This is a genomic window from Streptomyces sp. NPDC040405 (genome assembly GCF_055595765.1).
In genome coordinates this window covers 130,211-145,411 of sequence record NZ_JBVIVI010000008.1, presented here as the reverse complement: position 1 = coordinate 145,411, position 15,201 = coordinate 130,211, and the positions used below count along the sequence as shown (strand labels likewise).

At 70.3% G+C, this 15,201-nt stretch carries 15 protein-coding genes and 2 pseudogenes; 9 read left to right on the top strand and 8 right to left on the bottom strand.

The genetic code is table 11. From position 1 onward, the window contains the following. Positions 1 to 130: 130 nt before the first annotated feature. Positions 131 to 922 carry a class I SAM-dependent methyltransferase gene (locus tag ACZ59A_RS29705; RefSeq protein WP_470964697.1) on the top strand — a complete coding sequence of 264 codons (792 nt, stop codon included), beginning with the start codon at positions 131 to 133 and terminating at the stop codon, positions 920 to 922. A 133-nt stretch (positions 923 to 1,055) separates the two neighbouring features. Here the strand turns inward: ACZ59A_RS29705 and ACZ59A_RS29700 are convergent, their stop codons facing one another. Next, positions 1,056 to 1,574, bottom strand: coding sequence for a GNAT family N-acetyltransferase (locus ACZ59A_RS29700; protein ID WP_470964694.1), 519 nt, complete (start codon positions 1,572 to 1,574; stop codon positions 1,056 to 1,058). Here ACZ59A_RS29700 and ACZ59A_RS29695 point away from each other — a divergent pair. The 4 genes from ACZ59A_RS29695 (at position 1,573) to ACZ59A_RS29680 (ending at position 5,207) form a co-directional block, all read left to right on the top strand. Continuing rightward, on the top strand, positions 1,573 to 2,163 hold the full coding sequence (locus tag ACZ59A_RS29695; protein ID WP_470964691.1) for a helix-turn-helix domain-containing protein: 591 nt from the start codon (positions 1,573 to 1,575) through the stop codon (positions 2,161 to 2,163). The two genes, ACZ59A_RS29700 and ACZ59A_RS29695, sit on opposite strands and share 2 nt — an antisense overlap. A 50-nt stretch (positions 2,164 to 2,213) precedes the next feature. Continuing rightward, positions 2,214 to 2,993, top strand: a complete 780-nt coding sequence (locus ACZ59A_RS29690) for an MFS transporter (protein ID WP_470964688.1) — start codon at positions 2,214 to 2,216, stop codon at positions 2,991 to 2,993. A 445-nt stretch (positions 2,994 to 3,438) separates the two neighbouring features. Continuing rightward, positions 3,439 to 4,341 carry an ornithine cyclodeaminase family protein gene (locus ACZ59A_RS29685; RefSeq protein ID WP_470964685.1) on the top strand — a complete coding sequence of 301 codons (903 nt, stop codon included), beginning with the start codon at positions 3,439 to 3,441 and terminating at the stop codon, positions 4,339 to 4,341. Between the two features lie 419 nt (positions 4,342 to 4,760). Then, positions 4,761 to 5,207 carry an SPW repeat protein gene (locus ACZ59A_RS29680; protein ID WP_470964682.1) on the top strand — a complete coding sequence of 149 codons (447 nt, stop codon included), beginning with the start codon at positions 4,761 to 4,763 and terminating at the stop codon, positions 5,205 to 5,207. A 77-nt stretch (positions 5,208 to 5,284) separates the two neighbouring features. Here ACZ59A_RS29680 and ACZ59A_RS29675 read toward each other — a convergent pair whose 3' ends face one another. The 5 genes from ACZ59A_RS29675 to ACZ59A_RS29655 form a co-directional block, all read right to left on the bottom strand. After that, entirely contained in the window at positions 5,285 to 6,241 is a 957-nt protein-coding gene (locus ACZ59A_RS29675) for a S66 peptidase family protein (protein ID WP_470964679.1), read from the bottom strand. 185 nt (positions 6,242 to 6,426) lie between these two features. Continuing rightward, positions 6,427 to 7,536: a hypothetical protein gene (locus ACZ59A_RS29670; protein ID WP_470964676.1), complete on the bottom strand. Its 1,110-nt coding sequence runs from the start codon at positions 7,534 to 7,536 to the stop codon at positions 6,427 to 6,429. A gap of 2 nt (positions 7,537 to 7,538) precedes the next feature. Next, positions 7,539 to 8,588, bottom strand: a complete 1,050-nt coding sequence (locus ACZ59A_RS29665) for a hypothetical protein (RefSeq protein WP_470964673.1) — start codon at positions 8,586 to 8,588, stop codon at positions 7,539 to 7,541. Between the two features lie 70 nt (positions 8,589 to 8,658). Continuing rightward, entirely contained in the window at positions 8,659 to 9,345 is a 687-nt protein-coding gene (locus ACZ59A_RS29660) for a hypothetical protein (RefSeq protein WP_470964670.1), read from the bottom strand. Between the two features lie 256 nt (positions 9,346 to 9,601). Beyond that, entirely contained in the window at positions 9,602 to 9,799 is a 198-nt protein-coding gene (locus tag ACZ59A_RS29655; protein ID WP_470964667.1) for a UTRA domain-containing protein, read from the bottom strand. A 159-nt stretch (positions 9,800 to 9,958) separates the two neighbouring features. Between ACZ59A_RS29655 and ACZ59A_RS29650 the strand changes: the two are divergent. Then, positions 9,959 to 10,444, top strand: a pseudogene (locus ACZ59A_RS29650) (phosphotransferase); the annotation flags it as partial. Between the two features lie 168 nt (positions 10,445 to 10,612). Here the strand turns inward: ACZ59A_RS29650 and ACZ59A_RS29645 are convergent. After that, a pseudogene (locus tag ACZ59A_RS29645) lies at positions 10,613 to 11,199 on the bottom strand (phosphotransferase family protein); the annotation flags it as partial. On the opposite strand from ACZ59A_RS29645, the gene ACZ59A_RS29640 reads away from it, so the two are divergent. The 3 genes from ACZ59A_RS29640 (at position 11,183) to ACZ59A_RS29630 (ending at position 13,723) form a co-directional block, all read left to right on the top strand. After that, a complete protein-coding gene (locus ACZ59A_RS29640) occupies positions 11,183 to 12,322 on the top strand; it encodes an MFS transporter (RefSeq protein WP_470964664.1) in 1,140 nt (379 codons plus the stop codon). The pseudogene ACZ59A_RS29645 and the gene ACZ59A_RS29640 overlap by 17 nt on opposite strands. Then, entirely contained in the window at positions 12,319 to 12,468 is a 150-nt protein-coding gene (locus tag ACZ59A_RS29635) for a hypothetical protein (RefSeq protein WP_470964661.1), read from the top strand. The genes ACZ59A_RS29640 and ACZ59A_RS29635 overlap by 4 nt, the downstream gene beginning before the upstream one ends. A gap of 283 nt (positions 12,469 to 12,751) precedes the next feature. After that, a complete protein-coding gene (locus ACZ59A_RS29630) occupies positions 12,752 to 13,723 on the top strand; it encodes an NAD(P)H-dependent flavin oxidoreductase (RefSeq protein ID WP_470964658.1) in 972 nt (323 codons plus the stop codon). 183 nt (positions 13,724 to 13,906) lie between these two features. On the opposite strand, the gene ACZ59A_RS29625 is transcribed toward ACZ59A_RS29630, so the two are convergent. Continuing rightward, a complete protein-coding gene (locus ACZ59A_RS29625) occupies positions 13,907 to 15,181 on the bottom strand; it encodes an RICIN domain-containing protein (RefSeq protein ID WP_470964655.1) in 1,275 nt (424 codons plus the stop codon). Positions 15,182 to 15,201: the final 20 nt, after the last annotated feature.

Below are 15,201 nucleotides of genomic sequence, written 5' to 3'. Positions count from 1 at the left end.
TATATCAAATTTTTACCCATATAGATTGCTATGGATGAACAAGCCTTCTCGCGGTTCACCAGCTGGGATGACAGGGCCCGGTCAGGGCTTCGTTCCGTCCTGACCGGGACGGTGCGGGTAATCTCGGGCCATGCCCGAGACATCGGCGGCACACTTCTACGACGAACTGGCCGACGACTACCACCTGATCTACTCGGACTGGGACGCGAGCATCCGTCGGCAGGGAGACGCCCTAGACGGCCTGATCGGCCAGGATCGCGCGGTGGTGCTCGACTGTTCCTGCGGCATCGGCACGCAGGCCATCGGCCTGGCACTGCGCGGGCACAGCGTCACCGGAACCGACCTCAGCCCCCGTGCCGCCGCCCGCGCCGCCCGTGAGGCCGCCCACCGGAACCTGAGCCTGCGCACGGCCGCCGCCGACATGCGACGCCTCCCGTTTCCCGATGGCCGGTTCGACACCGTCGTCTGCGCCGACAACTCGCTGCCTCATCTGTTGACCGAGCAGGATGTGCACGCCGCCCTGGCCGAGATGCGCAGGGTGCTGCGCCCCTTCGGCCTGCTGCTGGTCAGCACACGCCCCTACGACGACCTGCTGCGCGACCGCCCGGCTTCGGCGCCTCCACAAGTCCACCGGATGGCCGACCGCGCCGACCGCGCCAACCATGAGGAACGAACCGTCACCTTCCAGCTCTGGCACTGGCATGACGACGGCGAGCACTATGACTTGGAGCACTTCCAACTCCTACCGGGGCAGGCAGGCGGAGAATGGCGCGTCCAGGTCCGCCGGACCACCTACTGGGCACTCGGCCGGGACCGACTGGCCGACCTCGCAGCCGAGGCCGGGTTCGTCGACCCCGAGTGGCGGATGCCGCAGGAGACCGGCTTCTTCCAGCCGCTGCTCGTGGCCCGCGTCGGCGAGTAGGCGATTCCACCGCCCGGCGTGGGATGGCAGGTGAAGAAGCCTCAGCCCTGCTCGCCGTGGAACGACCGGCGTTCCCGGCATGGATGATGACGGACCAACTGGCATCGCCCGGCGCAGCCATGGCATCGGCGGCTCAGGCCAGGGGCAGGTGCATGATCGTCAAGTCGAGCCACCGGCCGAACTTGGTGCCGACCTCCGGCACCGTGCCGACATGGTGGAACCCGAACCGTTCGTGCAGCCGCACCGAAGGGGCGTTCTCGGCTTCGATATCGGCGATCATGACGTGGTGGCCGGCTTCGCGCGCCGAGGCGATGAGGGCAGCCAGCAACGCGGAGCCGACGCCGAGCCCATGACGGTCTTCGCGGACGTAGACCGAGTCCTCCACCGTGTGCCGGTATCCGTCCAATTCCCGCCACGGGCCGTAGACCGCGAACCCGGCCAGTTCGCCTTCCGCCTCGGCCACGAATGCCGACCCCCGCTCCAGGTGCCCGGCCAGCCAGGCGGTCGCCTCGGCGGGGGGCTGCGGAGTCTGCGTCCACAGGGCCGTCGAATGCTCGATCGCGTGGTTGCGGATCGCGCGGATGGCCTCCGCGTCGCCGGGACGGGCCGGGCGCACCGCCACAGCCTCGCTGCTCTCGTATATTGGAATCATGTCCAACATAGTAGATCCTCTGGTGGGGCGGATCGCAGCCCGTGTCCGCACCGAGCGCAAACGCCGCAAGTGGACCCTGGACCAGCTCGCGGACGCCTCCGGGGTCTCCCGCGCCATGATCAACCGGATCGAGCGTGGCGAGAGCAGCCCCACCGCCGTCGTCCTCGGCAAGCTGTCCGCCGCCTTCCAGCTCAGCGTCGCGTCCCTGCTCGCCCTCGCCGAAGGAATCCCGGACGACACCGACGGAGGCGCGGGAGTGCGCCGCCAGACCGACGCCGCCGAGTGGCGCGACCCCGCCACCGGCTACCGCCGCCGCCAGATCACCAGCCCCCACTTCCCGGCCGAGATCGCCGAGATCCACCTGCCCCCCGGGGCACGCGTCCCGTATCCGGCCGCCGCCTTCGCCTTCATCCGCCAGGTCGTCTGGGTCCTCGACGGCCACCTGACTTTCCACGACGGCGACACCGTCCACGAACTCGCCACCGGAGACACCATCGAACTCGGCGAGCCCACCGAGCGCGTCTTCGTCAACACCACCGACACCGAGTGCCGCTACGCCGTCGTCCTCACCCGCGGCACGACTCCGTGACCCGCTCCCCCAGCCGAGGCAGCGTGCTCCTCCTCGCCTCGATAGCCGGAATGGCGATCGCGAACAACTACGCCATCCAGCCGGCGCTTACCGAGGTCGCCGCCGACCTGGGCGTCCCGCTCTCCGTGATCGGCCTCGTCCCGACCGCCGCGCTCGTCGGCTGCATGGCCGGGTTCGCCTTCCTGCTCCCCCTCACCGACCACCTCGCCCCTCACCGCCTGGTGACCGCACAGCTCATCGCCCTTGCCACCGCCCTCACCCTCGCCGCGGCCGCACCCGGCGCGCTCGTGCTCCTGGCCGCCTACCTGCTCATCGGCGCGGCCGCCAGTGTCGCGGCCCAGGCCAGCAGCATCGCGGGCCGCCACGCCCCGCCCGGGCGCCGCGGAATCGGTGTCGCCACCGTGGCGGCCGGCATCCTGCTCAGCCGCCTGGCCGGAGGAACACTCGCCGCCCTCCTCGGGTGGCGGCGGATGCTCCTCGTCTTCGCCGCTCTCGCCCTGCTCGGCGCGGCCGCCGCCACCGCGCTCCTGCCCCGGCGGCGACCACAGCCCCACCACGGCTACGGGGCCACCCTCACCGCACTTCCCCGGCTCCTGCGCCACCATCCCCAGCTGCGCCGCGCGGTGGCCACCGGCGGGCTGTGGTATTTCGCCTTCAACCTCATCTGGGTCGCCCTCGCCCTGGCTCTGGCCCAGCCACCCCACTCCCTCGGCCCGACCGCTATCGGCCTGTACAGCCTGGCCGGACTTCTCGGCCTCGCCGTCCTCCCGCTCTCCGGACACCTCATCGACCGGTACACCCCCGCACCGCGATCACCGCTGCCATGCTGACCGCCGCGTCCGGAGCCGCCCTGCTGGCCACCGGCCTCAACACCCCGCCGACCACAGCACTCGGGCTCGCCCTCTTCGACCCCGGCTGCTTCGCCGCCCAGGCCGCCAACCAGAGCCGCGTCATCGCACTCAGCCCCGAACGCTCCGGCAGCCTCAGCAGCGTCTACCTGGTGCTGTACTTCACCATCGGAGCCATCGGCACCGCCCTCGCAGCCCCCGCACTCGACACCCTCGGCTGGCGTGGCGTAGCCCTCACCGCCCTCACCGCGCTCCTCCTCGCCGCCGTCCTGTCCCGCGTTCGCGGAAGTGAGTGGGAGGGGCGCGGCCCCCGCAGCGAGTCCTGGGTCGCAAGACCCAGCGGTACCGGTCGCATGACGGATGCCCTGGCGGTGACGGACTGGGGAGAGTGGCTGTCTGCCTCTGCTCGGGGCGAAGGGAGTGATCAGTGTTCCCGTTGGTTTTCAACGATGAGGACGTGCGTCGCCTGCTCGACCCGGCGATGGCTGTCCGAGCCGTGCGTTCGGCGATGCTTGCCCACCATGACGGCACGCTCGACGCACCGCCACGGGTCCGTGCCGACCTCGGTGGTGGGGAGTTGGTCTTCACCACCGGGCGCATGCGCGCTCACGGGCTGTTCGGCTTTCGCGCGTACGACACCTTCGCCGATGCGGAGCAACTGGTCGCCGTGTGGGGTGGCAAAGACGGCAAGCTGCGCGCGGTTGTGCACGGTGTGGAGCTCGGTGCGCGGCGTACCGGGGCGATCGGAGCCATCGCGGTGCATGCGGTGGCCAGACCCGGGTCGATCCGTGTGGGACTGATCGGCGCCGGTGTCCAGGCATGGGCACAGCTGTGGGCCCTCCGCGCGGTGCGCCCGATCGAGTCCGTCACCGTGGCGTCCCGCCACACACAGCGTGCCGAGGACTTCGCCCGGCGGGCCACCAGGGAACTGGGGGGCGACGTCCGCGCGGTGTCCCGGGTCGAAGATGCGGTCCGCGACCGCGAAGTGGTGATCGTGGCGACCAACAGCTCGGTGCCCGTGCTCAAGGCCGAGTGGATCACAGCGGGCACCCATGTGACGACACTCGGCCCCAAGACCATCTCCCGGCACGAGATACCTGCCGAGCTGGAAGACCGAGCCGATGTGATTCTTACGGACTCCCGGGTCCAGGCAGCCGGTTACCGCGATGCCCACCTACTGGATGTTGATCGGATGGTGGAGCTCGGCAGCATCCTCGCCGGGACGGTACCGGGAAGGACCAGCCCCGACCAGATCACACTGTTCAGCTCGGTCGGTCTGGCCGGTACCGAGGTTGCGGTTGCCGCAGCACTCTGTGGCGCCCTCCGATGACACCACGGCCACGCCGTCTTCCCGAAGCTGGGCCGCGGGTGCCGGGGCAGTGAGCGTAAAACTCCGGTCGCAAGCTTCGGCCAAGGTGCCGTTCACCGCCTGACGCCGGGGCTACCCGGCCCATCCGCCCCGGCCCCGCCACCTGGCGAAGGGTGGGTCGGGTACGTACGGAACGGGCCCTCGCCGGGCGATTCCGGAGGAAGAGGCGTCTGTCGGCTGCCCACCGCGTGTCGGTCCGGGCCGGAACCGTGAGGGTACGGGGCATGCGGGCCATCCGCGCACCTCCAGGTACCCGGCTGCGCCACGGCGACCGGTGAAAGCCACGGCACCTGCCCGGCGAACCCGGCACGGCGTCGCTGATTGGGCCCGCTCCTGGTGGCTACCCGGCGCTGACTGCCATCGAAAGGAGGGTCGTCATCATGACCACGCATGGCTCCCGCATCGAAGAACATCCCGACCTGATGGAGCTCAGGGCCCGCTACGAGCGGGCGGCGACGACTCCGCAGGCACGGGCCGTCGAGGGGCTGACCCTGCTGGCCGGGCTGTACCTGGCCGTCTCCCCGTGGGTGGTGGGCTTCTTCGACACCGGGACAGGGCTGACCGTCAACAATCTGATCACCGGACTGGCGGTCGCGATCCTCGCGCTCGGCTTCGGCTCGGCCTACGAGCGCACCCATGGGCTGGGCTGGGTCGTGGCGGCAATCGGCATCTGGACGATCATCGCGCCCTGGGCGGTTTACGGTCCGTCGGCCGCCACCACGGGCACCATGGTGAGCAACGTGATCACCGGTGCGGTGATCTTCCTCCTGGGGCTGGCCACCTCGGCTTTCGGGATGAAGGGCAAGACCCGAGCGCAGGAGCGGTGAACGGCCCGAGGCGCTCTACCGCAGCGCCGTCACCGAGGAGAACATTGCCCTGGCCTCCAGCCGCGAATAGCTGATGGTCACTCGACGGCCGCCTGAACCGTCAGGGTCCCCGCGGCGGTGTCGATCGTGGCCTGGGTCCCGAGCGGGACGGTCGGAGGGTGCGAGCCGTGTCCGGCAGGGAGCCCGCCGAGGACGGGAACGCCCAGGCGGGTCAGCCGGTCGCGCAGCACGTCGGCGATGCCCCACCCGCCCAGCGTCGGATCATCGGCATCCTGGTCGAAGCCGAGGAACTGGCCGAGCGCGACACCGCGCAGCCCCTTCAGGGCCCCGGTGCGGGTCAGCTGGGTCATTGCGCGGTCGACCTCCCCGAGCCCTGTGCCTCTCTGGTGTTCGAGAAAAAGGATCGCCCCTTCAAGGCTCGGCAGGCCGGCTCCGGCCTCGGTGCGGATCGCGTCAAGGTTGCCGCCGACCAGGACTCCGGTCGCGGTGCCCTCGACGGTGACCGCCGCACTGGCCTCGCCGGCGTCCCGGTGGACGGTGACGGGGGCAGTGGTCATGAGCGCGCGGCGAAGCGCGTCGGCCGACGCCTGCCCGGACCATTCCTCGCTCCAGTTGGCGAACGGGCCATGCAGTGAGGCCAGACCGCATCGCGCCCACAGGGCGAGGTGGAGGTGGGTGATGTCGCTGAAGCCGACCAGGGGTTTCGGCTCGCGCCTCAGGGCATCGGTGTCCAGGTCGTCGACGATACGGTAGGCACCTTTGCCGCCCCTGGTGGCGATCACGGCACGGACTCCCGGGTCGCCGAACGCGGAGTTCAGGTCGAAGACGCGATCCTCATCCCGGCCGGCCATATACCCCCACTGGTCGAAGACGTGCTCACCCAACTCCACCCGCAACCCCCATGACGTCAGCAGCTCGACGCCACGAGCGACCCCCTCACGGCTGGGTGGACTGGCCGGAGAGACAATCCGCACCCGGTCCCCGGGCCTCAACCGCGGCGACCGCTTGGTCGGAAAACTGTCGCAGGTGTCCATGCCGAGATCGTCCTACGCTCACCGAGCCGAAGCCGAGCCCTGCACAGCAAGTGCGCGCTGCCGACGAGGGACCAGAGCCGTGGCGCGCAGAGCCGTCGCCACGAGAATCTGCGGACCTGGGCGATCGACACGACAGGCCACCTGTGTCGTGGGTGCGTTGAGAAACCTCGGCTTGCGGCGTCATCTCAGCCGAACCGCAGGATGCGCGGGGCGAAGGTGCCTTCGGGGCCGTCGGCGCGGCCGACCGACCACACCGTCTCCGTGCCCGGCACCGGCGCCAGCCGCAGCACCCGGGAGTCCCCCTCCCCGGCCACCGCCGGTTCGCCGTACTCGGTGAAGGACTGTCCGTTCCACGCGAGGAAATCAGGCCCGGGAACAAGCGGCGGACTGCTGCCCTGCGGACCCCACTTCTGCGAGCGGGCCACCGAGACCCAGGCCAGCGCGCCGGATCTGCCGGGTACCAGTGAGTCGATGGAGCCGAAGTCGGTGGGCACGGTCACCCGGCTCCAGGTCTGTCCGTCGAAGCGGACCAGCAGTGGCGGAATCGGCCGGCCCGGCGGGCCGCCGACGAACCCGGCCGTGCCGCCCGCCCACACCTCCGTCGGCGAGACCGCCAGCACACTGCCCACGGCCGACCGCGGGAACCCGTCCACGATCGTCTGCTGCCACGCCTGCCCGTTCCAGTGCGACACGGCCGCGCCCGAGCCGGTGGCGCCCGCGGCCCAGACGTCGTCGGCCGCCAGGATGTGCAGGCCGTACACGGATCCCGGCGGCACCGGCACGTCCTGCCAGCCGCTCCCGTCCCAGCGCAGCAACACCTGCGCGCCGTCCCGCGAACCGATCAGCCAGGTCTCACCGCCGCCGGCGACAACCTTGGTCAGCGCGACTCCGCTCGGCGGTCGGCCCTCGTACCAGACGATGCCGTCGGAGCGGAGCAGATGGGCGCCGCCCGCCGCGTCGCGGCCGACGGCCCAGACCGCGGCCGGTGAGGTCGCGGCGATGGACAGCAGCTCTCCCTGCCAGCCGACCCCGGGCAGACTCTGGCGCTGCCACGCGGTTCCGTCCCAGCGCAGCATCAGCGGGAAGCCCGGCGCCTCGCGACCGACGGCGTCGGCACCCACCGCCCACGCCCGGTCCGGCCCGAACGCCACGGCCTCGTTCAGCCCGGCCTGCGGACGTACCTGTGCCGGTACGGGAACGTGTTGCCAGGACAGGGTTTCCGCCGTGGCCGAGCTCATGAGGGTCATGATCGTCATGGCGACGGTGAGGAACGCGACGAGAAGTCGGCGTGCCATGGTCAGCCTCCCAGCCGCTCGCTCATCAGGTTCGGTTTCGAGCCGTAGATCTCGACGGTCCCGAAGGACAGCAGTGAGAACCCGGCCCTCGCCAGTGCACGCGGTTTGACGTCGATCGCGTCTCTGCGCTCAGGACCGTAGGAGAAGGTGGTGCGGGAGCCCTGTATCCGCGCGTACTTCGACTGGAACGCGCGGTCGCTGCGTACCGGCAGCCATAGCGCGCCGTCCGGGCCGCGCGCCATGGCCTCGGTGTAGGTGTCGCCCAGCGGTGGGTAGGTGGTGCGCCAGGTGTGCCCGTTCCAGGTCATCAGGTAGGTGCGGGCCACGCCGTCGGAGTACTGGCTGCCGCCGATCGTGGCCCGGCCGGACGGTTCGAGCAGGATCGTGTGCACGTTGCTGTTCGGGGGCAGCGGCACCTTCGCGTCCCGCCACTCCGTACCGTCCCAGCGCAGGACGGCGGTCCCGGTGCTGGTGTCCGCCCAGGCCCACGCGTCGGTGGCGGTACGCGCGGTGATCCCCATCAGGAACAACACACCGTCCGGGGTGGGCTGGGTGGTCCAGCCGGAACCGTCGTAGTGCAACACCTTCAGCCCGGTGTCGTCCTCACCGACCACCCACGCGGCGCCCGGTACCGCGGTGAAGTCCTGGTAGGTCCACAGGGTCCGCGGCAGCGGGACGGCGCTCCACCCTCCCTCCGACCGGCGCAGGATCTCCCCCTCCCCCGCGCGGTTGTGGAAGATCCACACTTCCTCGCCGACGAACCGCACCTTACCGAGCCAGCCCAGCTCACCGGCGCCGGGGAAGGTGGTGTCCCGGCTCCACGCCGTGCCGTCCCACCGGTACAGCATCGGCCGCAGTCCATCGGCGGCGTGCTCGTATCCGGTCGCCCATGCCTCGCCCGGCCCGCGGGCGGCGAGATCGGACACGGTCACCGGCGGGGCCGCCGCCGGTACCGGCAGCGCCGACCAGCCGGGCGTCACGGCCGCGGCGGGCGACACCAGCGCGGCACACGTGATCGCAAGGCAGATGATGAGCGCACGGATACCGTTCACGAGACCCCCCAGAACGCGACGGCCGCTCCCTCTGGAACGACCGCTTACGGACCCTCGGACAGCCGGCGGTTCAGGACAGGAAACGGGCGTAGGCGCCGTTCCGGATGCCGTTCTTCTGGGCCTGACTGAAGTGGCAGTTCGGGTACTCGTAGAACGAGGCCGACATCGGTGTGCCGTCGGTGTACGTGGAGTCGGGCAGACCGAGGGCATGGCCCAGTTCGTGCACCATACCGCCGTACCACCGGTTCATGGCGCCGTTGGTCCCGGCTGCGCCATCGGCGTCATGGCCACTGAGGATGACCCAGCCGGCGCCACCACCGCCGCCGGAGCCCCTGCCCTCGGCGCTGATCTCGCCGACACACAGCCAGCGCGGGTCCGGGGAGCTGAGCCGGAACTTGGCCATCAGCTCCTGCTGCATGTTGAAGACCACCCACCAGTACTCCTCGCCGCCGTTGGGCGTGGTCTCGTACCAGATCCGGTCGTGGTCGCCGGTCACCACCTCCACCGCGGGGGAGTTCAATTTGAACGTCACGCCGAGTTCCTGCCGGTAGTAGCGCTGCGCCTCCTTCAGCACGTTGCTGATGCCATCGGGGTACCGCTGGTCGTACGACACGTTCCTGGGCCTGAGCCAGAACACCCGGACCGTTCCGGTCGGCGGGTCGGCGAGCGTCCTCGCCGCCGGTCCCGTCGCCGCCTCGGCCGTTCCGGCCAATGCTCCGGAACCGGCCACCACGATCCCCGCCGTCGCTGCCAACACCGTGCGCCGCGCAACCTTGCATCCTTCCACCGGACACCCTCCTCGTAGAAGTGGTCCACGACGAGCGCAAGCTAGCACCAACTGCCAGCATGGTGAACAGCGTTCGAAATGCCGTAATGACCGCAGGCGCTTATCGGACAGGGCCACAGGAAGATCCGCGTCTGGCCCGGGGCGGCTGGACGTTCACCGTCCGATGGGACCGCGATCAGCGTCCCGGCGGGTTTCGCGTTCGGCCTGACATGCCCTACTGGGGGCGTCACAGATGGACGTCGAAGACGTACTCGCTGCCGACGTAACGTGTCTCGGTGCTCTCGATGCGCGTTCCGTGCTGGTCGTCGATCTGCCGCCGCTCGACGAGAAGCGGGGAGCCGACGTCGGCTCCCAGGCGTGCGGCGTCCTCGGGGACGGCGCTTGCCGAGACGAGGGCAGCGCGGTGCGAGATGGGCTCGCTCAAGTGCCATGGGGGCGTCGTCGGCGTAGCCCACGCGGTCGATGCGGATCGCGCGGGGTCGGTGTCGGGCACCGGGCCGCCGGGTAGCGGGACGCGGTCAGCCGCGCCATCGCACGCGATAAACCCGGCGACCTCGACGGTCATCCCGGGATACTGGGCGCCATGGATGAGGTCAAGGTCGTCGTCGCCCACTCCGAACGCGCGACTCTGCGCGTCGGCGACGTGTTCCTGAAGGTGGACGCCGATCAGGCGCGCATCGACGTCGAGGTCGAGGCGATGGCCCTGGCGCCGGTCCCGACCCCGGAGGTCCTGTGGCGCAAGCCGCCCGTGCTCGCCATCGCCGCGGTCCCGGGGACGGCGCTCGGCCGCCTCGGCGAGCCGTCGACCGCGTCACCGGCGGCATGGGCCATGGCGGGTGCCGCCCTCCGGAAGTTGCACGACGCGCCGTTGCCGCCCTGGCCCGGCCGGGCCGGCCGGGGCCCCGACGAGTTGGCGGCGGATCTCGACGGCGAGTGCGAGTCGCTCGTCACGAACGGCGTCCTGCCCGCCGACCTGGTCACCCGCAACCGCCAGATCGCCGAGGCCGCCCTCCGGCCGTGGACTCCGAAGTTCACGCACGGCGACCTGCAGATCACTCACGTGTTCGTCGGTTCCTGCCTCCCGCCACGGCTGCACCGCCAACTGGACTTCTTCTGAGCACGCCAGCCCGTCTCGTACCAGCCAGTACAGCCGCTCGCTCGCGGTTGCGGCCAGAGCCCCGCCCGCCTCCTCGTACGCCTCAGGGAATCGCAGACCCCACGCCGGTCCGTGCAGCAGCGCGAGATTGACGGAGCAATGCGCCACATCGAGATCCGCCGGGCCCCAGGAGGTCGCTGCCCAATCGACGACGCCGGTGATCCGGGCCTCTGCCGACCTTGGGGACGCCACGTCGAACAGCACGTTTCCAGGCTGGAAGTCCCGGTGCAGGAACCGCCCTTCGTAAGGTGGCGCGGGCCTGCGGATCACGTCGATCGCCGCGGCCCATGCCACCGCGTCGGCGCCCCTCGGAGTCACCACGGTGTCGGCGGTCGTCAACGCCACGTACCCCGGGGCCGCTCGGCGGGTCGCACCGCGTGGATCGCCACGAGTTGACGGGCCAGCAGAGGAACGCGACTCTCCAGGCCCTCATCGTCGAGAACCGTCCGGCCCGCCAGATGTGTCATGAGGAGCGATGGATACTCGCAATGCGCGGCGGTCGGATCAACCGCGACCAGTCCAGGAGCCGGCGCGCCGGTCCCCGTGAGCAGGGTCAGGGCGTCGGCCTCCCTGTTCAGCCAGTCTTCTGCCTGCTCCACGTCGACGAAGGTCCTCAGCACCAGGTCACGGGTTCCTCCGTCCGGTGTGCCGATGGTCAGCCTCCGCATTTCGGCAGTAATACCGCCGTGCAGCGCCTCGGTTCTGACGACCCGTTCACCGATCTCCAGGTGCCGGGCCCTGCGCTTCATCATCGGAGTCGCGCTCGGCGCCGACTACGCCATCGGCAGCGCCCTGCTGTCGGAGTGGCTGCCGACAGCTCAGCGGGGCCGTGTCATGGGGATGCTCATCATGGCGTGGTTCGTCGGGGCCACTGCCGCCTACCTGGTCGGCTACACGCTCATCAATGTCGTGGACTCCGGTGCGTGGCGCTGGGCCATGGGCAGCGCGGCGATTCCGGCCGTCGTGTTCATCATCGCGCGCATCGGCACGCCGGAGTCGCCCCGCTGGCTCGTCAGCCGGGGACGTGTGGAGGAGGCGCAGGCCGTACTGACCCGCGTCTACGGGGAGGAAGCCACTTCGGAGGCGGTCGGATCCCTGGCGGACGACGAGAGGGCGCACGGCCTGGGCTTCGCCGAGGTCTTCCGTGGCGAGTACCTCAGGCGCACCGCCTTCGTCGGCCTGTTCTGGCTCTTGCAGATCGTTCCGCTGTTCGCGATCTACACCTTCGGCCCGACGATTCTGAGCGCGTTCGGGATGTCCGGCGGCAGCGACTCGATCACCGGATCAGCGGTGATCAGCTTGCTGTTCCTGCTCGGCTGCATCCCCGCGCTGCGCCTCATCGATACCTTGGGACGGCGGCCCCTCATCGTCTGGTCCTTCGGCCTGATGGCCATCCCGCTCGCCGTTCTGGGTCTGGCGCCGGGAGCGCCCGTCGCCGTTGTTCTCGTGTGCTTCTGCGCTTACGCCCTGTTCTCCGGCGGCCCGAGCATCCTCGAGTTCATCTACCCGACGGAGCTGTTCCCGACCGAGGTGCGCGCGACCGCGGTGGGAGTCGGTACGGCGGTCAGCCGTATCGGTGCTGCCATCGGCACCTATCTCCTGCCCGTCGGACTGGACCGCATCGGCGTCGGCCCCACCATGCTCATCATGGCTGTGATCACGCTTCTGGGATTCGCCGTCTGCCTCACCCTGGCCCCCGAAACCCGCGGCCGCCGGCTGGCGGACGCCAGCGGCATCGCCACGTCCGGCTCGACGCCGACTGATCAGCCCGCCGATGTCATCGGCCGGTGAACCCTGCCCACGCGGCCAACGGCGCGGAGTTCCGCGTCCACGTCGAGCGGGTCCTTGCGACGCTGGACCAGGCCCTCGCCGTCGCAAGTCACCGCGACGCCCGGCTCGGCCGGGCGGTGAGCAGCGTCCATGCCTGCCGCGCATGAAGGAGTCACCACAGGCAATTCACGCGGCACCGGGTCATCGCTAGCGTCGATGGTGTGAGCGAGACAATCCTCATCAGCATCATGGAGAACGGTCCCCGGGACTGGTCCTTCGGCCACGGACGCGCCCAGTACACGGAGGGTCGTCTCCTGTCTGTCCCCGGCCGCTGACAACGGCCGCCCGCCAACCGACCGCAGGCGCCTGGCCCCCGGATCCACGCGCCTGACGCCGTACCGCCCGACGCGCAGCCTGCCGGGCGGGTCGACCGGACGAAGGGAATTCGCCTTGCTGACAACGCGCCTCACCCACGCCTTAGGAATCGAGCACCCTGTCGTACTCGCCCCCATGGATGTCGTGTCCGGAGCCCGGCTCGCCACCGCGGTGACCGCCGCGGGCGGACTCGGCCTCATCGGCGGTGGCTACGGCGACAGGGAGTGGCTGAAACGCGAGTTCGCCGCCGCGGCCGACACCCGCGTGGGATGCGGCTTCATCACCTGGAGCCTGACCCGCCGTCCCGAACTGCTCGACATCGCCCTGGAGCACCAGCCCGCCGCCGTGATGCTGTCCTTCGGCGACCCGGCTCCGTTCGCCGACCGGATCCGCGCCGCCGCCGTACCGCTGCTGTGCCAGGTCCACACCCTCGACCAGGCCCGCCAGGCCCTCGACGCCGGAGCGGACGTCGTCGTCGCGCAGGGCGGCGAGGCCGGTGGCCACGGAGTGGGCACGCGGTCGACGTTCACCCTCGTACCCGACATCGCGGACCTGATCGCCGACCGCTCCCCCGACACGCTCCTGCTGGGCGCCGGAGGGGTGACGGACGGTCGCGGACTCGCCGCCGCACTCACCCTCGGCGCGGACGGTGTGCTCGTCGGAACCCGGTTCTGGGCCACGGAGGAAGCGGTGGTCCCGGCTCGTGCCCACGCCCGCGCGATGGCGGCCGGCGGCGACGACACCGTGCGAACCAGCGTCTACGACATCGTCCGCCAACACCACTGGCCCGCCGAGTACGACAGCCGCCTGTTGCGCAACCGGTTCGTCGACCAGTGGCACGGGCGGGAGTCGGAGCTCAGCGCCCGTCTCACCGAGGCCGCCGCGGAGTTCGAGGCCGGTCTCTCGGAGCAGGACTTCGACGTCGCGAACACGATCGTCGGAGAGGGCGTGGGCCTGGTCCAGAAGATCCTGCCCGCCGGGGAGGTAGTGCGCCGGATGACACGGGACGCCGCCGCCAGGCTCGGCCGTCCCGTACACACCGGATAGTCATTCGACCACCGGCCCGGGACGGACGATGATCCGCATTCGTGCCGACGCCGAAGCAGCACATGGTCCGGGCCGCCGCCACAACGCCGACTGGTGCGCGGCGATGAGCCGGTGTCCGGGAAGGTGCGGGCCCCCTCCGCCGTGAGGTGGAGGGGGCCCGGTGGTGCCTGCGGGTGGCCGTCCTCAGAACGTCCACTCGTGGTTCGCGTTCGACCTGCACGGCCCGATCGCCAGCTTGGCGGCGGGGTCAGTGGTACCCCTGGCGCCCTTGATCGCCAGGCACTGCTGGTTGCTCGCGTAGTTGTGGATCCAGAACTTCTTGTCGCCCCGCTTCTCCAGCCACCACAACTGGTTGTCCTTCGTGGTGCCGTCGCAGTGGAACTCCGTGACCTCCTGGCCGTGGTCGGCACCGCCGTAATACGGCAGGTCCATACAGAAGCCGTCCTTGCCGTTGCGGATCTGGAAGAGGTTGGCGGAGCCAGGGCCCTTGCCCTTGTACCGGACCTCGAAGTTCCAGATCTGATTGTCGGCGTCCGTGCCGTCGCAGTCGTACTGCTGGAGCGGACCGTCCACCTTGCCCTTACCGTAGTAAGGGATGTCGACGCACCTGCCGGTGACCGCGTTCTTGAGCAGGACGTTCTTCTTGTTGGAGTAGTCGACCGGGGCCACGGCCCGCTTCGGCGACGCCTTTATGCCCTTCTTGGGGACGGAGTGGGCCGGCTCCTGCACCTCCTTCTTGGGGCTCTGGCTCGGCTTGGCCGGGCTCTCGGGGGCCCTGGACGTGGATTTCGCCTTGGCCTTGGCCTTGGAGCTCGGCTTGTCGCCCGACGGCGACTTCGGGGCGTAGACCCCGGGGGCGCCGTCCTCGTCGTTGGTCGGCATGGGGTGGGCCGACGTCTGGCGGGCCATCGCCGTGGGTTCGCTGTCGTCCTTGTCGTTGGTACCGGCGACCAGGAACGGTATGGCGATGAGCAGCGCGCCACCGATGCCCGCCGCGGCCAGCAGGGCCTTGGTCGGGCGGCCTGACGGCGGCTCGTCCCCGTCGTCCGACGCGCCGTCACCCTTGGATGCGCTCGGAGGGTTTCCACCCTCGGTGGCGATCAGGGAGCCGACGTTGCCTTCGCGCTGGTCGTCGCTCTTGCGAGCCGAGGACGAGGTGTCCGTGGCCTTGTCGGCGGACGACGTGTCCGCGGACGACGTGTCGGTGGACGCCTCGTCGGTGGACGCAGTCGAGGACTCGTCCGGTGTGGCTGCGGCTGCGGTGCTCGGCGTCGTCTTCACCGTCGGCCCGCTGACGGGCGCGGATGTCGCCTCGGACTCCTCCGCCCCGGATTCCTCCGCCTCCTTGCGACCCGACTTGGGACGCAGCGCGGAATCCGGTTCGGCGATCGTTCCAGGCATGGTGACGGTACGCCGCACCGTGGGGCCGGAGTGGCCCTCGTTGTCCTTTTGTGGCATCAAGTCTCCGTTTCAGTAGT